The sequence below is a fragment of the Variovorax beijingensis genome (assembly GCF_003951285.1).
Lineage (GTDB): Bacteria > Pseudomonadota > Gammaproteobacteria > Burkholderiales > Burkholderiaceae_C > Variovorax > Variovorax beijingensis.
Genome location: NZ_RXFQ01000012.1, coordinates 120,894 through 139,793 on the forward strand (window position 1 = coordinate 120,894; position 18,900 = coordinate 139,793).

Here is an 18,900-nt window from a genome sequence, read left to right on the forward strand (position 1 = left end):
AAGGCATTGCCATCGTTGTGCACGATGCGTGCCAGCGCGCGGCCTGTGCTGCGGCCGCGTCCGCGGGATTCAGCCCGCCTCGGGCCAGCGGTGGCGCGTGCCGCCCGCGCGCCGGTCGGCCTTCTCCGCCACCACGCCCTGTGCGCTCAGCGCGCCGGCGCGCTGTTCGAGGTGCTGCAGGCACTGCAGGAACACGTCGAGCTGCGCAGGCGCGATGCCCGCGAGCAGATCGGTGTTGAGCGCCGCGATGCGCGGGAACACCCGCTCGAAGAGCTCACGGCCCGAGGGGCTCAGGCGGACATGCACGCTGCGGCGGTCTTCCTCGTCCTGCCGGCGCGAGACCAGCTTCTTCTCGACCAGGCTGCGCAGGCCGCGCGAGGTGCGCACGCGGTCCAGCTGCAGGTGCGAGGCCAGCGCCGAGGATGTCATCTCGCCGTGCCGCGCGAGCGTGCCGATCATTCCCCACTCGCGCCGCGTGATGCCGAAGCCGCCCTCGACCAGGCGCGTGGCCATGCCGCTGGCGGTGCGCACCGCGCGCGAAAGCCGGTACAGCAGCAGCTCGTCCAGGGAGCGGGGCGCGCACAGGGCGCTGGCGTCGGGGAAGGCTTGCATGCCTTGCGTGTCGTGCATCAGGTCGGGTCCGTCAAGGCGGTGTCGTTCGCGCGCCTCGCGCGGAAATGATGGATTAGATCAACTGTTTGTTGCGTGCGTATAACCATGTAACAAATGACACGGGAAGAAACGAATGTGGGCCGGCGATTGTCGCCGTGAAGTCCTGCGCGCGCCCGGTCGCCACCACTGCAAGCAGGAAGATCCGATGACCGCATTCCTTTCCCGGCGCAAGCTCACGGCATGGTGCCTGGCGCTCGCCGCCGGTGCCGCCGCTCCCCTGGCCCACGCCCAGGCGCCCGCGCTCGATGGCGCGCTCACGCTCGTGGTCGGCTACACCGCCGGCGGCAGCACCGACCGCATCGCGCGCATGGTCGCCGAGCGGCTGGGCCCGAAGCTCGGCGTGGCCGTCACGGTGGAGAACCGCCCCGGCGAAGGCGGCCGGCTCGCGGCCAAGGAGGTCAAGCGCGCGCCCGCGGCGCAGAACGTGCTGATGCTCGGCAACCCCGCGGTGATGGTGGTGGCGCCGCTCGTCTTCAAGGACGCGGGCTACGACGCCGAGAAAGACTTCGTGCCGGTGTCGCAGGTCAGCAGCTACGACTTCGCGCTGGCCGTGGGCAACAAGCTGCAGCTCGACCGCGCGATGTTCCTGGTCGGCCGGCTCTGGGCGCATCCGGAAGAGGCCGTCTTCGGCGTACCGGCCACCGGCAGCCTGCCGCACTTCTTCGGCCTGATGGTGGGCGACGCGCTGAGCGTGCAGCCGCAGATCAAGGGCTACGGCGGCTCGGCGCCGCTGTCGGCCGACCTGAGCGGCGGCAGCCTGCCGATCGCCATCGACACCCTCGACTCGCTCTACGGCCAGCACGTGGCCGGCAAGATCCGCATCCTGGCCGTGTCTGGCAAGAAGCGCGCGAGCTTCGCGCCGACCATCCCCACCTTCCGCGAGGCCGGCATGAAGATCGATGCCGACGGCTGGAACACCTTCTTCGCTCCCGCCTCGATGCCCCCGGCCAAGGTGCAGCTGCTGTCCACCAAGATCCGCGAGGTCATGCAGGACCCGGCGCTGCAGAAGGCCGCCAACGCCGCCTACATCACGCCCATCGTGAGCACGCAGGCCGAGACCGTGCAGATGCTCAAGGCCTTCCGCCAGCAGTGGGAGCCGGTGGTGCGGCGCTCGGGCTTCCAGCCCTGAGCGGTTCACCGGCCCGCTGCCCTCGTCGCATCAGTCGGCGTATTCGCCGGCGTCCTTGATCACCTTCGACCACCGCGCCTTTTCGGCTTCAAGGTATTTCCTGTGGCCGGCAGGGTCGAGTCGGTCGTCACTGACAACCGTGAGGCCGAGCGCCTCCTCCCGCTTGATCAGATCAGGATCTTTCAACGCGGTGCGCAGTGCGGCGTTGAGCTTGGCGAGCACTGCGGGAGGCGTGCCGCGCGGTGCGTACAAGCCGTGCCAGACTTGGACGTTGAAGTCTTTCAGTCCGGCTTCAGACAGGGTCGGCGTGTCCTTCAGCGCCGCGAGTGGTAGCCGCTGCAAGCTGGTGATGCCGTAGACCTTGACCTTCTTGCCCTCGATCTGCGGCACCGCGTTGGTCGCCTGTTCGCACATCACATCGACCTGGCCGGCAATGAGGTCCGTCATCGCCGGCGCGGTCCCTTTGTAGGGCACGGGCGTCATGCTCGTCTTCAGCGCGCTTTGGAGCATCAGGCCGCACAGGTGCGATGCGGAGCCGATCCCCGCGTTGGCGAGGTTCACCTTGCCGCCATTCGACGCGATCCACTGGCGCAACTCGGCGAAGTTGCCGGCGGCGAGGCTCGGCTTGCCTATCAGCACCGAGGGCGCTTCGTTGACAAGACCCAGGGTTTCGAAATCCTCCGGCACCCTGTAGCTGAGCTTGCGGTACAGGGCCGGTGCGGTGGCCATGCCGATGTGATGCACCAGCAGCGTGTAGCCGTCCGGCGCGGCACGGGCAACCTTGGCCGAGCCGATCGTGCCGCCCGCGCCGGCGGCGTTGTCGACGACGACGGTCTGGCCGAGCGGCTTGCGAAGCGCCTCGGCCAGGTCCCGGGCGATCTTGTCGCTCGGGCCTCCGGCGGCAAAAGGCACGACCAGCGTGACGGGCTTGTCGGGAAACTCTGCGTACGCCAACGAAGCGAATCCGAGCACGGCGAGGCTGGCGCCGCTGCGCCAAAGATGGATCATGGTCTTGTCTCCTTGGGTTTTCGGGCGTCAGGCCGACAGCGCCCGCATCTCGCGATACAGATCGGCCTTGCCTTCGAAGCCGATGCCAGGCAGGTCGGGCAGGGTCACATGGCTGTTCTCTACCTTCACGCCGTCCGGGAATCCGCCGAACGGCTGGAACAGGTCGGGGTAGGACTCGTTGCCGCCCAGTCCGAGCCCAGCGGCGATGTTCAGCGACATCTGGTGTCCGCCGTGGGGGATGCAGCGGCTGGCCGACCAGCCGTGCTCCTTGAGCATCTCGAGCGTGCGCAGGTACTCCACCAGGCCGTAGCTCAGCGCGCAGTCGAACTGCAGCCAGTCGCGGTCGGGGCGCATGCCGCCGTATCGGATCAGGTTGCGCGCATCCTGCATCGAGAAGAGATCTTCGCCCGTGGCCATCGGGTTCTTGTAGAAGTTGCGCAGCGCCGCCTGGAGTTCGAAGTCCAGCGGGTCGCCCGGCTCTTCGTACCAGAACAGGTCGTATTGCGAAAGCGCCTTGGCGTAGGCGATGGCGGTCTCGAGGTCGAAGCGCCCGTTCGCGTCGACGCAGAGCTTCTGGCCGTCCTGCAGCACTTCCATGATCGAATCGATGCGGCGAAGGTCTTCGTCGAGCGAGGCGCCGCCGATCTTTTTCTTGACGACCGTGTAGCCGCGGTCGATGTAGCTGCGCATCTCGTCCTGGAGCTTCCTGTGGTCCTGCCCGGGGTAGTAGTAGCCGCCCGCCGCGTAGACGAAGATCTTGCGGTTCGGCTTTCCGTCGCCGTAGCGGTCCGCCAGCAACTGGAAGAGGGGCTTGCCTTCGATCTTGGCCACGGCGTCCCACACCGCCATGTCGATCGTGCCGATCGCCACGGAGCGTTCACCATGGCCGCCTGGCTTCTCGTTGGTGAACATCGTGTTCCAGATCTTGTGCGGGTCGAGGTTGTCGCCCGTGTCGTCGACGAGCGAAGCCGGATCTGCTTCGAGGATGCGCGGGATGAACCGCTCGCGCATCAGCTTGCCCTGGCCATAGCGGCCGTTCGAATTGAAACCGTAGCCGACGACCGGCTTGCCGTCGCGGATCACGTCGGTGATCACCGCGACAAGACTCAGCGTCATCTTGCTAAAGTCGATGTAGGCGTTGCGGATGGGCGAGCTGATGGGAATGGTTTTCTCGCGGATTTCGACGATCTTCATGGTTGGCTCCAGGGGGTGTTTGGCTGAGAGCCTCCATGGTCCGCCGCGCGGGATGTTTGGGCCAATGCTCCTTTTCGCTGCTTCCATGCACTGGACGAACCGCACATGAATCTGATCTGGCTTGAAGACTTCGTGGCCCTGGCTGCCACTGGAAATTTTTCGCGCGCTGCGGAAGACCGCCACAGCTCCCAACCCGCGTTCAGCCGGCGCATTCGTGCCCTGGAGGAGTGGATCGGTGCCGAGCTTTTCGACAGGAGTTCGCAACCCGCCAAGCTGACCGAAGTCGGCGAATGGTTCACCGGCGTGGCACAGGAATTGATCGCCAGAGTCGCGCGGGTGCCGGGCGACGCCAAGAAGGTCGCCGAGGCCAGTTCGATCACCTTGCGCATCGCGTCCACGCATGCGCTCTCGTTCACTTTTCTGCCGCGATGGTTGCGGGGCCTCGAATCGAATACGACGCTCGGGCCGGTGCAACTGATGTCCGACGTGCTTCAGCGTTGCGAAGCACTGATGCTGCAAAGCAAGGTCCAGTTTGTGTTGAGCCACGCGCACGGCAAGGCGCAAGGGGCGCTGGATACAGAGCCGTACAGGTCGGCCCGGATCGGTGAGGATCTGCTGATCGCGGTGTCGGCACCGGACGAGGAGGGTCACGCGCGCTATCGGCTCGCGCGCCAAGGCGGACCTGCAGTACCCATGCTCCAGTACACGGAGGAATCAGGGCTGGGACGCATCATGCGCGCCGTGATCGGTCGCAGGCTGGAGTCGGTTCCGGCGCAGGCCGTCTTCACGGCCCATCTCGCCTCTGTCCTCAGAACGATGGTGCTGGACGGGAGGGGGATCGCGTGGTTGCCGCAGACGCTGGTGCAGGACGATATCGACCAGGGCCGGCTTGTCGCCGCGGCGAGCAACGATTGGGAAGTTCCCTTGGAAATAAGGCTCTATCGCGACAGCGAGCTTTTGGGGAAGGCCGCGAACGCATTCTGGAATGCCGCGATTGGAGTGTGATCGCGGCCAGTTGGACGAAGCCACAATGTAAGGCCGCTTTGCACTGCATTGCGGACGTCCGTCTGGGCAACCCGTAAGGCAGCAGTGGCCCTGAGGAGACGTTCGGCTCTCTCAACAGCGGACGCTGCAAACGACAGTCTCGGCAGCTTCAGGCCACAGCCACCTCGTCTTTAAGACCAGAAAACGAAACGATGTAGCCAGCGAGAGCGCTTGCTGCCACGGTGGAAGGACTGCTCAGCCACAGCGCCCCTGGACTGAGCGACCTGGGAAATTGCGGTTGATGGCACTGATGGTGACTTGCTCAGTCCTCTTCGATGCGCCGGGCCGTCGCAAACGGGCCGCCGCCCACCACGCGTCGCAGTTTGCCACCCCTCCAGCAGCTCTACGTTCGGAACCAAATCTTGAGCGTCACGTACACCGCATAGCTCAAGCCAAGCACCATCCAAGCGAGGAAAAACATGTTGGCCCAGTAGTCGCCAGCATTTGCCGCCAGGGTGTAGACCTGCATCCTGCAAGCCTTGCCGACGCATGGCACCTCACCCCGAACCAGCGCGCGCAAAAACTCAAACAAGAAGTAGCAGGTCAGGACGGTAGTCACGAGCAATCCCACCGGCCCTACAAGTCCTTCGGTGCGTTCGCCGTTCTCATCCCAACGCCCCTTCCGAAGTAAGTTTTGTCCGAACTTGTACCAGGCAAATCCGAGCAGGAGCATCAGCGAGTAGTAAATGGCGGTACGCATGTCATCGAGTCGTCGTGCTGTGAGGGGGAAGTGCGTCGACAGGATGGTATCCGAGCAACGAGCGCGCATTTACCGGCGGGAATCAGAACTCACCACAGGTGCCTACCCGGCCGTCAGGAGACGATCCGCCCTTGGCACTACACACGAAACCATCATCGAGCGCCGGGCATCGCGCTGAGGGTCTTCGCCAAGGGCCACGCGCTCAGAAATGGCGAAGGTCAGCTTCGCCCGCCGTATGCGTCGACGTCCCTTACGGCACGCTTCCGCTTAAAGCCGACAACTGGAGGTCAGCGTCGAGTGACGGCTCTTGGCGGACTGTGGCCGAAGCCCGAGCTGCCGCGCGGTATCCTGAGTCGACCTTCGATTTGCTCCGAAGCAGACGCAGACCAAGATGCCCCGATTCAATATCAGTTGGTGATACGACACGCCGCCAACGCTCTCACTCCGCGTGGTTCAGCATCCACTGAGCACCGAAACGGTCGGTCAACTTGCCGCAATTGTCACCGCAAGGCTGAATGCCCTAGGGAGTCGTGACTGTCCCGCCAGCACCCAGCTCTCGGAAGAGCCGGTTCGTGGAATCGCGATCGTCCATGGCCAGCAGATGCGCGGAGTCTTGCATCGGCTCGGCGTCATCGTTACACGCCTGCCGCACCCTGCGAACCCGCAGATCGCACGGCTTCCTTCGCGAGATTGATGAACGCGCGCGTCTTCGCGGGAGGAGCGATATTGCCCGGGTACGCCGCATAGAGAAACATGCGCCCCGACGCCCAGCCGGGAAAAAGACGAACCAAGCGCCCGGCTTCCACCTCGGCGCGCAGATCTGCTGTACTCGGAAAAAAGGAGATACCTGCACCCTGGCTCACCAGCTGCAGCACGGCGTCCGTGCTCGCCGCCGATATCGAACCGCGCAGCTTCACATGGACCTTGCGGCCGCCGCGCTCGAAATCGATGGACCACGGGGCGGGCAGCAGCGACAGCGCGATCCACTCGTGGCCCGCGAGCTCCGCAGGCCTGCGCGGCGTGCCATGCCGGGCAAGGTAGCTGGCTGCCGCGACAGTCCAAAGCCCGAGTTCCTCGAGCACCACCGCGCGAAGGCCCGAATCGGCCATCGGTCCGACGCGTATCGCAAGATCGAAGTGCTCGGCGATCAGGTCGAGCTTGCGGTCGGTAGGCACATAGTCCACGCGCATTGCGGGATAGCGTTTGCTGTAGGTCGCGATCCAGCTGGCCACCATGCCGGCCGATCCCTGGGGGCTGGTGAGCCGCAACGTCCCCGAAGGCTGCGCGTGCCCGGTGCGTGCCCGCTCCATCGCAGCCTCGGCGCCGGCCAGCAGCTGGCGGCAATCGGAGAGAAATGCCTCGCCGGCTTCGGTGATCGCGAGCCTGCGCGTGGATCGCTGCAGCAGCTGCGTGCCCAATTCCCGCTCGAGCACCGCCACCGCCTGGCTGACCGCGGACTTGGTGGTGTTCAGGCGTTCGGCAGCCGCAGTGAAGGTTCCAGCCTCGGCGACTGCAACGAAGGCTGCCAGGCGGGCAAAGGAGATGGCAGGAGCCTTCATGCGATTGTTCTCCGGAACTGGACAATGAATTCTCCTGCAGGCGCTTTCTGAAAACAACCGTGACGCGCACTATGGCACCCATCGCAACATCACCCATGAAGGGAACTGCCATGTACGTGCTCCTCGGCTCCAACGGCAACATCACATCCAAGGTCGCGGCACTGCTGCTCGGACAAGGGACGCCGGTACGCGTTGTCGGTCGCAATGCGGGATCGCTCGCCTCCGTCAAGGCTGCGGGTGCGGGTATCGCAGCTGGCGACATCGGCGATGCGGGCTTCCTGGCCCAGGCATTCGCCGGCGCCACGGCTGCCTACACGATGATCCCTACCGACTACGCAGCGCAGGACATGGCGGCCGAGCAGGATCGGCTGGGCAATGCAATCGCGCGCGCCATCGCTGCGGCTGGCCTGAAACGCGTCGTGAATCTGAGCAGCGTCGGCGCGCACCTGGGCTCGGGGAACGGCCCGATCGCGGGCCTGCATCGGCAGGAGCGGCGCCTGGATGAACTCGCCGGTGTGGACGTGCTGCACCTGCGGCCCGGTTACTTCTTCGAGAACCACCTGATCGCGATAGAGATGATCCGGACCATCGGCGCGTATGCGGACATGACTGCGCCCGATGCACCGCTGCCGATGGTGGCAACCGCAGACATCGCGCAAGTCGTGGCGCGCGAGTTGCGTACGCCTTCAGGCAAGGGCAAGCGCGTACTCCATCTGCGCGCGCCAAGCCTCTACACGATGAAGGAAGCCACGGCGCTGCTCGGCGCGGCCATCGGCAAGCCGGATCTCGCGTATGTCCAAGCCGATCCGGAAGAGGGCAGGGCAGCGCTGATACAGCAGGGCTTCTCCGCGAATGCCGCCGCGCAGCTCATGGAGATGAGTGCGGCCTTCTCCACGGGACGCCTCGATGGCGAGTACGACAAGGGCCCGACCGAGATCACCCCGACGACGCTCGAGGATTTCGCGGCCACGGTCTTCAGGCCGGCTTTCGAGAAGACCTGAGGGGGTCCTTCGCACGCCGCTGCGAACCGCGTTGCATGATCAGCCGGGGAACTGCACCACCGGGCCGCCAGGCTTGGTACCCGGCGGTACAAAAGCGGGCGCCGGGTCACCGCCGCGACCCAGCGAGCGGGTGTAGGCGTAGATGGCCTTCAAGTCCGCGTCGGTCATCGGGCGTACGTTGAACCATGGCATGGGTGGGCGGGGTGTCATGGTGCGAGCGTGCTTCACCCATTGCTGCTTGCTCATGTCAGCCATGACCAAGCGCAGATTGACCGCATACGTAGTGCCCCACGGGCCGGACCAGCCCAGGGCGTCGCCAGTCAACCACAGCTTCTCATCGACCTGACCGTTCTTTGCGGCGTAGCCGGGCGTGTGGCAATCATTGCAGCCCGCGATGATCACCAGGTAGCGGCCGCGCTGAATCTCGCCCTTGTTCGCCTTCTGGCTGCTGCCTGTTTGCGCCCCTGCCAAGGCTGAGGACAGGAGGACGGTCAGCACGGCGCTGGTGCGCGCGACGCGGCGAATCAGGTGAGCCGTCAGAGCGGCATGTGGACTCATGCGATTCTTCATTGGCTGGCTCCCAGGTTCGGCGCTCATGTCGAAGTAGACATGGCACCACGGTAGCGATCGGTTCCGGCCCGCGCATGGGCGCTTTGTCCCGTTTCTGCCTAGGCGCTTTGTCATGGGTATGCCTGCTATGGAGAAGGAGCGGCGTTGATCGCCAACTGCGCGGCGAACGCCCGCTGGTAGGCCGGCCGCGCTTCACCGCGGGCAACATAGGCGTCCAGGCTGGGAAACTCGTTCAGCAGGCCGGATGGCCGAAGCCGCAGCAGCACCGACACCATCAGCAGGTCGCCCGCGCTGAAGCCGCCGTCCAGCCAGTCGCCGTCGCCGAGGCGGGCGGCCAGTTGATTCAGTCGGGCGCGCACCCGGTCCTCGACGAGGGGCAGGCGCGCGGCCTTCCAGGGCTTGTCGCCTTCCGCCAGCTTGACCGTGACGAGCTCGAGGATGGGAAGCTCGACCGTATTGAGCGCCGCGAACATCCACGTGATGGCGCGCGCCCTTGCGTTGGCATCGGCGGGGAACAGGCCCGGGTGGCGCTCGGCGATGTGCAGCACGATGGCGCCGGTCTCGAACAGCGCGAGGTCGCCTTCCTCGTAGGTGGGGATCTGGCCGAAGGGATTCAGCGCCAGATGCGCGGCCTCCTTCATCGCGCGGAAGGACACCAGGCGCACTTCGTAGGGCAGGCCGGCTTCCTCCAGCGCCCAGCGCACGCGCGTGTCGCGCGCCAGGCCCTTGCCACCATCGGGCGAGCGTTCAAAGGCGGTGATGGTGATGGTCATGGCGAGTGTCCTTTCGGCGTACGGCGGCAAGCGATGCCGGTCAGAAGAAAGTTCATGGCGCGGCAAACGCGGCTTTCACGGTAAATTGTGCTCAAACCATAGGAGACACACATGCCCGCCATTCCGCACTTCAACCGCTTCGCCTTGCGAGCCGCCTTGTACTGCTGCCTCGCGATGCTCGCCTTGCCGAGCCGGGCCGCCGATTACCCGGCGCCGAAGGAGGGCAGCTGGATCGCCAAGGACTTTCGCTTCCACACCGGCCAGGTCATGCCGGAGCTGCGCCTGAACTACGTCACCATTGGCGCGCCCAGCGGCGAGCCGGTACTGATCCTGCATGGAACCACCGGCTCGGCAGCAAGCATGTTGACGCCTGCATTTGCCGGCGAGCTGTTCGGCGTGGGCCAGCCGCTGGATGCCACCCGCTACTACATCATCATTCCCGACGGCCTGGGAACCGGCAAGTCGGCCCGCCCGTCGGATGGCCTGCGCGCCAACTTCCCCCGCTACAACTACGAGGACATGGTGGACGCACAGTACCGGCTCGTCACTGAGCACCTTGGCGTCAAGCACCTCCGGGCGATCATCGGCAACTCCATGGGGGGCATGCATGCCTGGATGTGGGGCGTGAAGCACCCCGGCGCCATGGACGCACTGGTGCCGATGGCGTGCCAGCCCACCGAGATGTCCAGCCGCAACTGGATGATGCGCCGGCTGTTGACCGAGTCCATTCGCAGGGATCCGGAGTGGAACAACGGCAACTACACCACCCAGCCTCGCAGCGCCCAGTTTGCTTCCGTGTTCTTCGCCACCGCCACCAACGGCGGTAACCTCGCGATGTACAAGGCCGCGCCGACGCGTGCCCAGGCTGACAAGCTGCTGGAGACGCGCCTGGGTGCGCCCTTCGCTGCGGATGCAAACGACATCCTCTACCAATGGGAGGCATCCGCCGACTACAACCCATCCCCCGGGCTGGAGCGCATCCGGGCTGCCGCGCTGGCCATCAACGCGGCCGACGACGAGCGCAACCCGCCCGAGACCGGCATCATGGAACGTGAAATGAAGCGCGTGAAGAATGGCCGCTACTACCTGATTCCGGCCAGCGACCGGACCACCGGGCACGGAACCACGGGGCAGGCAACGTGGTGGAAGGCGCAGCTTGCGGAACTGCTGCAAAAGGCGCCAAGACAAGGGCTGTAGCCGGCGCGCCGGCGTTGACGCAGCCATCGGCCGAGGCATAGCATCGGCCTGCACGGCACTCTTCCATGCGCCCGGCCGTGCGGAGGGATTGCCATGAGCACCACGTCCTCGACCTTCGTCGCCGCCGACGGTGATGGCTATGAACGGCTGATGGGCCGCTGGAGCCGCCTCCTCGCGCTGCCTTTTCTCGACTTTGTCGGCACTGCGGATGGCGACCGCATCCTCGACGTCGGATGCGGCACCGGCCACCTCACTTTCGCCGTGGCCCGCCGCACCGGCGCCGGCGAAATGCGGGGCGTGGACATCGCGCTGCCCTACATCGAACACGCGCGGCGCCACAACGAGGACGCGCGCATCGTCTTCGAGGTGGCCGACGCCTGTTCGCTGCCATATCCGGCGCAAAGCTTCGACCGCGTGCTCTCGCTGCTGGTGCTGCACTTCGTGCCGGAGCCGGGCAAGGCCATTGCCGAGATGCGCCGCGTCGCCAGGCCCGGCGCGGTGGTCGGCGCAGCGGTGTGGGACGCACGTGGCGGCTGGGTCGCCAACCGCATGTTCTTCGACACCGCCGCCGTGCTCGACCCGGAGGCCGGCGCCCGCCGCGCCCGCAACTACACGCGGCCCCTCACGCGGCCCGGCGAACTGGGACGGGCGTGGCGCGACGCGGGGTTCAAGGGCGTGGAAGAAACGACGCTCGCCATGCGCATGGAGTTCGCCTCGTTCGCCGACTACTGGGCGCCCTTCGAGGGCAAGGACGGGCCCGGCGCGGAATACGTCGCCACGCTCGATGCGGACGCGCGCTCCAGGCTGCGCGAGGCGGTCGAGGCGGCCTACCTCGATGGCGAAGCCGATGGCGCGCGCTCCTACGCCGCGCTCGCGTGGGCCGTCAAGGGCACGGCGCCGGGGTAGCCGCAGCGGCGCGCGCCGCATCCGCGCTCACTGCGCGAGGCGGATGTTCGCGTCCTTGATGATCTTCGCGTAGATGGCGGCATCGGCGCGCACCACCTTCTGGAACGCTTCGGGCTTGCCGCCAGCGACCTGCAGGCCCAGCGCCTCGATCTTGGCGCTCACGTCGGGCAGGTGCACGATGCGGTCGATCTCGTCGGACAGCTTCTGCACCACCGGCGCGGGCGTGGCGGCGGGCAGGAACACGCCGAACCAGCCATAGGGGTCGAAGGAGTGAAAGCCGAGCTCGGCGAAGGTGGGCACGTCGGGCAGGCCGGGCATGCGCTGCGTGCCGGTCACGGCCAGCGGGCGCATCGACTTGAGATGCGCCCGCGCGGTGGCGCTGTCGATGAAGGCCGAGGCGAGCTGGCCGCCCACCAGGTTGGTGACCAGTGGCGCCGCGCCCTGGAACGGCACGTGCACCAGGTCGATGCCGGCCTGCATGTTCAGCAGCGCGCCCTGGATGTGCGACGAGGTGCCGGCGCCGTAGCTGCCGAAGTTGTACTTGCCGGGGCTCTGCTTCACCATGGCGATGAAGTCCTTGAGGTTCTTTGCGGGCGAGTCGAGCGGCACGGCCAGCATGCTGGGGCTGCGCGCGATCATGGTGACGGGCGCGAAGTCCTTCAGCGGATCGTAGGCAAGCTTGTCCATGAGCGGCGGCTGCTGGATCAGCGCGGTGATGGCGATGAGCAGCGTGTGGCCGTCGGCCGGCGCCTTGGCGACGAAGCCGTTGCCGATGGTGCCGCCGGCGCCGGGGCGGTTCTCCACCATCGCAGGTTGCCCCCAGGCTTCCTGCAGCTTCTGGCCGATGGTGCGCGCCAGGGAGTCGGTGGCGCCGCCGGCGGGGTAGGGCACGATCAGCTTGAGCGGTTGGCTTGGATAGGCGGGCTGCGCGGCCGTTTGTGTGGCTGTTTGAGCCAGCGCCGGCGCGGCGAGCAGAAGCGCCAGGCCTGCGGCCGCGCAGAGCCTTCGTACCAGCATCGATGTCGTCTTCATGGGCTTGTCTCCTCTTCGGGGGTGGAATAACTCGACTCGACTCGGCTCAACGCAGCGTTTCGGCCGTGCCCAGGATCGCGGTGGCCTGGCTCGACAGCATGCCGCCGTTGCCATGCGCGAGCGCGGTCTGCGCGTTCTTCACCTGGCGCTCGCCGCATTCGCCGCGCAACTGCCGCACGGCCTCGATGAGCGCGAAGATGCCGTACATGCCGGGATGCACGCACGACAGCCCGCCGCCGTTGGTGTTCACGGGCAGCCGGCCGCCCGGTGCGATGGCGCCGTCGGCCACGAAGCGGCCGCCTTCGCCCTTGGGGCAGAAGCCCAGGTCCTCGAGGAACAGCAGCGTGTTGATGGTGAAAGCGTCGTACAGCTGCACCACGTCCGTGTCCCTGGGTGCGAGCCCGGCCATCGCGAAGGCCTCGCGGCCCGACTGGCTCGCCGCCGTGACGGTGAGGTCCGCCATCGAGGAGATCTGCCGGTTCCACACCGCCGTAGCGTTGCCCAGCACATAGACCGGCTTCTTCGGCAGGTCCCTCGCGCGCTCGGCGCTCACCAGCACGCAGGCCCCGGCGCCGTCGGTGACCAGGCAGCAGTCGCGCACGGTCAGCGGGTTCGACACCATGCGGGCGCCCAGCACCTCCTCGCGCCTGAGCGGCTCGCGCATGAAGGCCTCGGGGTTGAGCCCGGCCCAGGCGCGCGCGGCCACCGCCACGTCGGCCAGCTGCTCGCGCGTGGTGCCGAATTCGTGCATGTGGCGCGAAGCCGCCAGCGCGTAGGCCGACACCGGCAGCATCGGCTCATACGGGTGCTCGTAGGGCTGCGGATCGAGAAAGCGGCGCGCCGCCACGATCTTGCGCCGGCCGAAGGCGGCACTGCGCTGCGCGCTGCCGTAGCAGATGAGCACCGCGCTGCACTGGCCCGAACGGATGGCCTGCATCGCGGGCAGCAGGTGCGCGATGAAGCTGCTGCCGCCGAGCATGGTGCCGTCGATGTAGCGCGGGTTGAGGCCCAGGTATTCGACCACCGGCAGGGCCCACATCGCGGCCGACGCGCTGGCGGTGCAGAGTCCGTCGATGTCGCGCATCTCGAGGCCTGCATCCGCCACGGCCGCCCGCGCGGCGCGCGCCAGCAGTTCCATGTCGGTGAAGCCCGGCGCCTCGCCGCAGCCGAAGGTGGCGGCGCCGGCAATGGCTGCGCTGCCACGCAAGGCTTCGAGTCCGGCGCTCATCGAGTGGCTCCTTCGACGGCATCGAACAGCACCAGGCCGCGGCCGTCCTTCACCTGCACCCGCGCGCGGACGCGCTGGCCGATGCGCACCGCTTCGGGCGCGAGGTTCTCGATGCGGCTCATGAGCCGCACGCCTTCGTCGAGATCGACCAGGCTCACGTTGAGGTCGCCGCCATCGGCCGGCTTGCGCCGCACGGTCGTCACGGCATGCACGGTGCCCAGGCCGTCCGGCGCCTTCCATTCGAGCGCCGTGCCGCCGCAATGCAGACAACTCTCGCGCGGGTAGTAGACGTGGCGGCCGCAGTCGCCGCAGCGCTGCAGCAGGAAGCGGCCGGCGTCCAGCTCGCGCTGGTGGAAGGCCTGCACGCCGATGCTGTGGTCGTTCATCGGGCTTGCTCCTTGTGGGCCGGCCACTGGAAGGGCAGCGGCTTCTTGTCCAGGAAATGGTTCACCGCCTCGCGGTGCTCGGCGCTGCCGAAGGCCAGCGCCTGCACGTTCGCCTCGGTGTCGAGCAGCGCAGCCAGTGCGCCTGCATCGCCGGTGGCGCGCTTCACCAGGCTCACGGCCAGCGGCGAGGCGCCGGCAAAGCTCTCGGCCAGCGCCAGCGCGCGCGGCAGCAGCTGCGCGGGCTCGTGCAGTTCCATCGCAATGCCGAGCTCGAGCGCCTCGGCCGCACCAACCTCCCGCGCCGACAGCATCAGCTCGCGTGCGCGCTGCGCGCCGACCACGCGCGGCAGGGTGTAGAAGGCGCCGCAGTCCGGCACCAGGCCCAGCTTGAGGAACGACATGCAGAAGCGTGCGCGCGGGCTCGCAAGCACGAAGTCCGCCGCGAGGGCCAGGCTGAAGCCGGCGCCATAGGCCGCGCCATCGACCGCCGCGATCACGGGCTTGTCGAGCAGGATCAGCTCGCTGAACCAGCGCTGCGTGGCCTGCATGCGCTCGCGCCAGCCGGCGTTGTCGAGCTTCGCATCGGCAATGCCGCGCAGGTCGCCGCCCGAGCAGAACTGGCCGTTGGCGCCGGCCAGCACCAGTGCGCGCACCTCGGCGTCGCCGCGCACCTGCGCGATGGCCCGGGCGAGCTCGTCGCGCATGGCGGGGGTGAGCGCGTTGCGGTTGGCGGGCGTGTCCAGCGTCAGCAGCGCGGTGCTGCCGTGGCGCTTGCAGCGCAGTGCGGTGAAATCGTTCATGGGTGTGGTTGCTCCTGGGCGGCGGCGCGGTGCGCTTCCTGCAGTTCGCGCCAGAGGATCTTTCCGGTGCCGGACTTCGGCAGGCTGTCGAGAAACTCGACCACGCGCGGCGCCTTGTAGACGGCCATGCGCTCGCGGCACCAGGCGACGACGTCCTCTTCGCCGACGCGGCCGCGCTCCTGGGGCTTGAGCACCACCAGCGCCTTGACCGACTCGCCGCGCCTGCCGTCGGGCACTGCGATCACGCAGGCCTCGTGGATGGCCGGATGCTCGTACATCGCGTTCTCCACTTCGGTGGGCCAGACCTTGTAGCCGGAAGCATTGATCATTCGCTTGAGCCGGTCGCGCAGGAAGAAGTAGCCGTCCTCGTCCATCGAGGCCAGGTCGCCGGTGCGGAAGAAGCGCTGGCCGCCGATCTCGATGAAGGCCTCGCGGTCGGCCTCCGGGTTGCGCCAGTAGCCTTTCATGAGCTGCGCACCGCGCGTGACGAGTTCGCCCACTTCGCCGGCCGGCAGCTCCTCGAACGTGACCGGGTCGACGATGCGCGAATCCACGCCCTGTGTCGGCATGCCCAGGCACTGGCGCTTGCCGCGCGCGGGTGGGTTGGCGTGCAGGAAGGAGGCGGTCTCGGTCAGGCCATAGCCTTCGTTGTACGAGAGGCCGTGGCGCTGCAGGAGCAGCGCGGCCACGGCCTCGGGCATTGCGGCGCCGCCGCCCGAGAGCAGCGCCAGGCTGGAGAGGTCGCGCCGCTCGGCTTCCGGGTGGGAGAACAGGTCGATCACCATCGCCGGCGGCGCCGACCAGGCGGTGACCGCATGGCGCTCGATCAGGCGCGCGGCCATCGCCGGGTCCCAGCGCGGCATCATTACCGCGGTGGCGCCGAGGAACATCGGCAGGTTCATGCCGTTCTGCAGGCCCAGCATGTGAAAGAGCGGCGCGACGGCCAGCGTGACCGTCTCCACATGCAGCTGCTTCCACACCGCCGAGGAAGCGAGCGAGGCCAGCAGCGTCGCATGGGTGTGCATGCAGCCCTTGGGATGGCCGGTGGTGCCCGAGGTGTAGGGCAGCACGGCCAGGTCGTCGGGCGACAGGGGCAATGCCGCGGGCGCGAGGCCGCGCGCGATCGCCTGCTCGAAGCCGTGCAGGCGCGCGTCGGCCAGCGGCGCGCGCGGCGCCGTGACCCAGCCGGGCAGCGTGTCGTCGCTCGCCGATGCATCGATCGCGTCGGCATAGGCATGGACGAGCGCGGCGCGCAGATCGCCCTCGCCTTCGCCGAACGCGAGCGCGGGCAGCAGCTCCTGCGCGACGAAGGCGATGCACGCACCGCTGTCCGCCGCGTAGTGCTCCACCTCTGCGGCCTTGCTCATCGGATTCACCGGCACCACCACGGCGCCTGCGCGCAGCACGGCGTAGAAGGCCGTCACGAACTGCGGGCAGTTCTGGCTCGCGAGCAGCACGCGGTCGCCGGGCGCGACGCCCAGGCGCTGCTGCAGGTAGCCGGCCAGCGCGTCGACGCGCTGGCGCAGCTGTGCATAGGAAGTGGCCGCGCCGCAGTAGACGATGGCCGGCTTGCCGGGATAGCGGCGCGCCGCGGTGTCCAGGTAGTCCAGAAGCGTGGCGCGCGGCACGCGCAGCTCGCGCGCCACGCCCTTGGGCCAGAAGCGGAAGTGCGGCGGCCTGGGGTTCATTGCTGCTCCAGCGCCCGCGCGATGATTTCCTTCATCACCTCGTTGGCGCCGCCGTAGATGCGGCCCACGCGCACGTCGGCATAGAGCCGCGCGATCGGGTATTCGTTCATGAAGCCATAGCCGCCGTGCAGCTGCAGGCATTCGTCGACGATGCGGCAGCAGGCGTCGGTGGTCCACCACTTGGCCATGGCGGCCGTCGGCACGTCGAGTTCGCCGCGCATCAGGCGCGCGATGCAGTCGTCGACGAAGGCGCGCGCCACCTGCGCCTGCGTCTCGCACTCGGCGAGCTTGAAGCGGGTGTTCTGCATCTTCAAAAGCGGCTCGCCGAACACCTGGCGGTCGCGCACGTAGTCCAGTGTGTCGCCGATGGCGCGCTGCATGGTGGCCACGGCGCCGACTGCGATCAGCAGGCGCTCCCGCGGCAGCTGCTGCATGAGCTGCGCGAAGCCGCGGCCCTCTTCGCCGCCCAGCAGGCTGTCGGCCGGCACGCGCACGTCGTCGAAGAACAGCTCGGTGGTGTCGAGCGTCTTCTGGCCCATCTTGTCGAGCAGCGGCCCGCGCCGGAAGCCCGTCGTACCTTCGGTCTCGACCATCAGCAGCGAGATGCCCTTGCCGCCGGCCGCCGCGTCGGTCTTGGCCGCGACGCAGACCAGGCCCGCGTGCATGCCGTTGGTGATGAAGGTCTTGCTGCCGCTGATGCGCCAGTGGCCGCCGTCGCGCCGTGCCTGCGTCTTGATGCGCTGCAGGTCGGTGCCGGCGCCGGGCTCGGTCATCGCGATGGCCGCCACCAGCTCGCCGCTGGCCATGCGCGGCAGCCAGCGCTGCTTCTGCGCCTCGGTGCCGTAGGCCAGCAGGTAGTGGGCGACGATGCCGCTGTGCACGTTGTTGCTGAAGCCCTGCGCCATGGCACGCATCTGCTCCTCGCAGATCACCGCCTCGTGCAGGAAGCTGCCGCCGCCCCCGCCGTAGGCTTCGGGAATGCTGGCGCACAGCAGGCCGGCCTGGCCGGCTTTCGTCCAGATCTCGCGGTCGGCGTGGTGCTGCGCGCGCCAGCGCGGCTCGTGGGGCACGCACTCGCGTTCGAAGAAGCGGCGCGCGCTGCCCTGCAGCATCTCCAGTTCCCCGTTCATCCACGGCCGCGTGGCGACGGCCCCGCCGGTCATGGACGGCCGCCCCCGCAGACCAGCACCTGGCCGCTCACGTAGTTCGACTCCGGAATGCAGAACAGGTAGACCGCGCCCGCCGCCTCCTGCGGCGTGCCGCCGCGGCCGAGCGGAATCAGCGCCTCGGCGTTCTTCAGGATCTGCGGGTTGACGCCGACCTTGATCTGCCGGCCCTCGATGTCGATGCTCGCGCCCGCGCTGGCATCGGCTTCGGTCAGCCGGGTCTTGATCAGGCCGAAGGCCACGCTGTTGACCGTGACCTTGTAGCGGCCCCATTCCTTGGCCATGGCCTTGGTCAGGCCGTTGATGCCGGCCTTGGCGGCCGCGTAGTTGGCCTGGCCCGCGTTGCCGTAGACGCCGGAGGTGGACGAGATGTTGACCACCTTGCGGAACACTTCGCGGCCTTCGTCGGCCTCGCGTTTGGCCGCGTCTCGGATGAAGTTGGAGGCCGCGCGCAGGATGCGGAATGGCGCCGTGAGGTGCACGGCCAGCATCGCCTCCCACTGCTCGTCGCTCATCTTCTGCACCACGTTGTCCCAGGTGTAGCCGGCGTTGTTGACGACGATGTCCAGGCCGCCGTAGCTGTCGACCGCGGTGCGCACGAAGCGGTCGGCAAAGCCGGCGTCCGTCACGCTGCCGGAGCAGGCGATGGCGCTGCCGCCTGCGGCCACGATGTCATTGACGGTCTGCGCGGCCGGTTCGGCATCGAGGTCGTTGATGACCACGCGCGCACCGTCGCCCGCGAGCTTGAGCGCGATCTCGCGCCCGATGCCGCGGCCGGAGCCGGAGACGATGGCGACCTTGCCTTCGAGTTTTCTGTTGGTGCTGCTGTTCATGGGTTGTCTCCTCG

General features: G+C 67.6%; 19 protein-coding genes and 1 pseudogene. 5 read left to right on the plus strand and 15 right to left on the minus strand.

Annotated elements, in window-relative coordinates:
• Positions 1 to 69: 69 nt before the first annotated feature.
• Positions 70 to 630, minus strand: a complete 561-nt coding sequence (locus tag EJO66_RS20850; RefSeq protein WP_125965959.1) for a MarR family winged helix-turn-helix transcriptional regulator — start codon at positions 628 to 630, stop codon at positions 70 to 72.
• A gap of 187 nt (positions 631 to 817) precedes the next feature.
• Between EJO66_RS20850 and EJO66_RS20855 the strand changes: the two genes are divergently transcribed.
• Complete coding sequence (locus EJO66_RS20855; protein WP_124960065.1) at positions 818 to 1,801, plus strand: tripartite tricarboxylate transporter substrate-binding protein; 984 nt, start codon at positions 818 to 820, stop codon at positions 1,799 to 1,801.
• A 30-nt stretch (positions 1,802 to 1,831) separates the two neighbouring features.
• Here the strand turns inward: EJO66_RS20855 and EJO66_RS20860 are convergent, their stop codons facing one another.
• Together EJO66_RS20860 and EJO66_RS20865 are read right to left on the minus strand one after the other, a co-directional pair.
• A complete protein-coding gene (locus EJO66_RS20860) occupies positions 1,832 to 2,809 on the minus strand; it encodes a tripartite tricarboxylate transporter substrate-binding protein (protein ID WP_124960066.1) in 978 nt (325 codons plus the stop codon).
• A 27-nt stretch (positions 2,810 to 2,836) separates the two neighbouring features.
• Positions 2,837 to 4,003, minus strand: coding sequence for a mandelate racemase/muconate lactonizing enzyme family protein (locus EJO66_RS20865; RefSeq protein ID WP_124960067.1), 1,167 nt, complete (start codon positions 4,001 to 4,003; stop codon positions 2,837 to 2,839).
• A gap of 105 nt (positions 4,004 to 4,108) precedes the next feature.
• On the opposite strand from EJO66_RS20865, the gene EJO66_RS20870 reads away from it, so the two are divergent.
• On the plus strand, positions 4,109 to 5,008 hold the full coding sequence (locus tag EJO66_RS20870; protein ID WP_124960068.1) for a LysR substrate-binding domain-containing protein: 900 nt from the start codon (positions 4,109 to 4,111) through the stop codon (positions 5,006 to 5,008).
• A gap of 148 nt (positions 5,009 to 5,156) precedes the next feature.
• Here EJO66_RS20870 and EJO66_RS33390 read toward each other — a convergent pair.
• The 3 genes and pseudogenes from EJO66_RS33390 to EJO66_RS20885 form a co-directional block, all read right to left on the minus strand.
• A pseudogene (locus EJO66_RS33390) lies at positions 5,157 to 5,389 on the minus strand (hypothetical protein); the annotation flags it as partial.
• A gap of 1 nt (position 5,390) precedes the next feature.
• Positions 5,391 to 5,747, minus strand: a complete 357-nt coding sequence (locus tag EJO66_RS20875; protein ID WP_125965960.1) for a hypothetical protein — start codon at positions 5,745 to 5,747, stop codon at positions 5,391 to 5,393.
• Positions 5,748 to 6,382: 635 nt separating this feature from the next.
• Positions 6,383 to 7,306, minus strand: coding sequence for a LysR family transcriptional regulator (locus EJO66_RS20885; RefSeq protein ID WP_125965961.1), 924 nt, complete (start codon positions 7,304 to 7,306; stop codon positions 6,383 to 6,385).
• Between the two features lie 110 nt (positions 7,307 to 7,416).
• Between EJO66_RS20885 and EJO66_RS20890 the strand changes: the two genes are divergently transcribed.
• Positions 7,417 to 8,307 (plus strand): NmrA family NAD(P)-binding protein, encoded by an 891-nt coding sequence (locus tag EJO66_RS20890; RefSeq protein WP_164547873.1) that lies wholly within the window; start codon positions 7,417 to 7,419, stop codon positions 8,305 to 8,307.
• A gap of 39 nt (positions 8,308 to 8,346) precedes the next feature.
• Here EJO66_RS20890 and EJO66_RS20895 read toward each other — a convergent pair whose 3' ends face one another.
• Together EJO66_RS20895 and EJO66_RS20900 are read right to left on the minus strand one after the other, a co-directional pair.
• Positions 8,347 to 8,877: a cytochrome c gene (locus tag EJO66_RS20895; protein ID WP_223262437.1), complete on the minus strand. Its 531-nt coding sequence runs from the start codon at positions 8,875 to 8,877 to the stop codon at positions 8,347 to 8,349.
• 125 nt (positions 8,878 to 9,002) lie between these two features.
• Entirely contained in the window at positions 9,003 to 9,650 is a 648-nt protein-coding gene (locus tag EJO66_RS20900; RefSeq protein WP_124961293.1) for a glutathione S-transferase family protein, read from the minus strand.
• A 111-nt stretch (positions 9,651 to 9,761) separates the two neighbouring features.
• On the opposite strand from EJO66_RS20900, the gene EJO66_RS20905 reads away from it, so the two are divergent.
• Entirely contained in the window at positions 9,762 to 10,847 is a 1,086-nt protein-coding gene (locus EJO66_RS20905; protein WP_125965962.1) for an alpha/beta fold hydrolase, read from the plus strand.
• Positions 10,848 to 10,940: 93 nt separating this feature from the next.
• On the plus strand, positions 10,941 to 11,753 hold the full coding sequence (locus tag EJO66_RS20910) for a class I SAM-dependent methyltransferase (protein WP_124961291.1): 813 nt from the start codon (positions 10,941 to 10,943) through the stop codon (positions 11,751 to 11,753).
• Positions 11,754 to 11,780: 27 nt separating this feature from the next.
• Here the strand turns inward: EJO66_RS20910 and EJO66_RS20915 are convergent, their stop codons facing one another.
• From EJO66_RS20915 to EJO66_RS20945, 7 genes are read right to left on the minus strand one after another with little or no spacing between them, the layout of a single operon-like run.
• The gene (locus EJO66_RS20915) at positions 11,781 to 12,785 is read right to left on the minus strand and encodes a tripartite tricarboxylate transporter substrate binding protein (RefSeq protein ID WP_125965963.1); all 1,005 of its coding nucleotides are present in this window, start codon (positions 12,783 to 12,785) and stop codon (positions 11,781 to 11,783) included.
• Positions 12,786 to 12,831: 46 nt separating this feature from the next.
• Complete coding sequence (locus EJO66_RS20920; protein ID WP_125965964.1) at positions 12,832 to 14,013, minus strand: thiolase; 1,182 nt, start codon at positions 14,011 to 14,013, stop codon at positions 12,832 to 12,834.
• The gene (locus EJO66_RS20925) at positions 14,010 to 14,399 is read right to left on the minus strand and encodes a Zn-ribbon domain-containing OB-fold protein (RefSeq protein ID WP_124961288.1); all 390 of its coding nucleotides are present in this window, start codon (positions 14,397 to 14,399) and stop codon (positions 14,010 to 14,012) included. The genes EJO66_RS20920 and EJO66_RS20925 overlap by 4 nt, the downstream gene beginning before the upstream one ends.
• Positions 14,396 to 15,199 carry an enoyl-CoA hydratase/isomerase family protein gene (locus EJO66_RS20930; protein WP_124961287.1) on the minus strand — a complete coding sequence of 268 codons (804 nt, stop codon included), beginning with the start codon at positions 15,197 to 15,199 and terminating at the stop codon, positions 14,396 to 14,398. Before EJO66_RS20930 ends, EJO66_RS20925 begins: the two co-directional genes overlap by 4 nt.
• Entirely contained in the window at positions 15,196 to 16,887 is a 1,692-nt protein-coding gene (locus tag EJO66_RS20935; RefSeq protein ID WP_125965965.1) for a long-chain-fatty-acid--CoA ligase, read from the minus strand. The genes EJO66_RS20930 and EJO66_RS20935 overlap by 4 nt, the downstream gene beginning before the upstream one ends.
• Positions 16,884 to 18,050, minus strand: a complete 1,167-nt coding sequence (locus EJO66_RS20940; RefSeq protein ID WP_124961285.1) for an acyl-CoA dehydrogenase family protein — start codon at positions 18,048 to 18,050, stop codon at positions 16,884 to 16,886. Before EJO66_RS20940 ends, EJO66_RS20935 begins: the two co-directional genes overlap by 4 nt.
• Complete coding sequence (locus tag EJO66_RS20945) at positions 18,047 to 18,886, minus strand: SDR family NAD(P)-dependent oxidoreductase (RefSeq protein WP_124961284.1); 840 nt, start codon at positions 18,884 to 18,886, stop codon at positions 18,047 to 18,049. The genes EJO66_RS20940 and EJO66_RS20945 overlap by 4 nt, the downstream gene beginning before the upstream one ends.
• Positions 18,887 to 18,900 lie beyond the last annotated feature (14 nt).

Excerpts from the sequence above, each read along its gene's own strand:
- EJO66_RS20850 (WP_125965959.1), bottom strand. The coding sequence starts at position 630 with ATGCACGACACGCAAGGCATGCAAGCCTTCCCCGACGCCAGCGCCCTG.
- EJO66_RS20855 (WP_124960065.1), top strand. The coding sequence starts at position 818 with ATGACCGCATTCCTTTCCCGGCGCAAGCTCACGGCATGGTGCCTGGCG.
- EJO66_RS20860 (WP_124960066.1), bottom strand. The coding sequence starts at position 2,809 with ATGATCCATCTTTGGCGCAGCGGCGCCAGCCTCGCCGTGCTCGGATTC.
- EJO66_RS20865 (WP_124960067.1), bottom strand. The coding sequence starts at position 4,003 with ATGAAGATCGTCGAAATCCGCGAGAAAACCATTCCCATCAGCTCGCCC.
- EJO66_RS20870 (WP_124960068.1), top strand. The coding sequence starts at position 4,109 with ATGAATCTGATCTGGCTTGAAGACTTCGTGGCCCTGGCTGCCACTGGA.
- EJO66_RS20875 (WP_125965960.1), bottom strand. The coding sequence starts at position 5,747 with ATGCGTACCGCCATTTACTACTCGCTGATGCTCCTGCTCGGATTTGCC.
- EJO66_RS20885 (WP_125965961.1), bottom strand. The coding sequence starts at position 7,306 with ATGAAGGCTCCTGCCATCTCCTTTGCCCGCCTGGCAGCCTTCGTTGCA.
- EJO66_RS20890 (WP_164547873.1), top strand. The coding sequence starts at position 7,417 with ATGTACGTGCTCCTCGGCTCCAACGGCAACATCACATCCAAGGTCGCG.
- EJO66_RS20895 (WP_223262437.1), bottom strand. The coding sequence starts at position 8,877 with ATGAAGAATCGCATGAGTCCACATGCCGCTCTGACGGCTCACCTGATT.
- EJO66_RS20900 (WP_124961293.1), bottom strand. The coding sequence starts at position 9,650 with ATGACCATCACCATCACCGCCTTTGAACGCTCGCCCGATGGTGGCAAG.
- EJO66_RS20905 (WP_125965962.1), top strand. The coding sequence starts at position 9,762 with ATGCCCGCCATTCCGCACTTCAACCGCTTCGCCTTGCGAGCCGCCTTG.
- EJO66_RS20910 (WP_124961291.1), top strand. The coding sequence starts at position 10,941 with ATGAGCACCACGTCCTCGACCTTCGTCGCCGCCGACGGTGATGGCTAT.
- EJO66_RS20915 (WP_125965963.1), bottom strand. The coding sequence starts at position 12,785 with ATGAAGACGACATCGATGCTGGTACGAAGGCTCTGCGCGGCCGCAGGC.
- EJO66_RS20920 (WP_125965964.1), bottom strand. The coding sequence starts at position 14,013 with ATGAGCGCCGGACTCGAAGCCTTGCGTGGCAGCGCAGCCATTGCCGGC.
- EJO66_RS20925 (WP_124961288.1), bottom strand. The coding sequence starts at position 14,399 with ATGAACGACCACAGCATCGGCGTGCAGGCCTTCCACCAGCGCGAGCTG.
- EJO66_RS20930 (WP_124961287.1), bottom strand. The coding sequence starts at position 15,199 with ATGAACGATTTCACCGCACTGCGCTGCAAGCGCCACGGCAGCACCGCG.
- EJO66_RS20935 (WP_125965965.1), bottom strand. The coding sequence starts at position 16,887 with ATGAACCCCAGGCCGCCGCACTTCCGCTTCTGGCCCAAGGGCGTGGCG.
- EJO66_RS20940 (WP_124961285.1), bottom strand. The coding sequence starts at position 18,050 with ATGACCGGCGGGGCCGTCGCCACGCGGCCGTGGATGAACGGGGAACTG.
- EJO66_RS20945 (WP_124961284.1), bottom strand. The coding sequence starts at position 18,886 with ATGAACAGCAGCACCAACAGAAAACTCGAAGGCAAGGTCGCCATCGTC.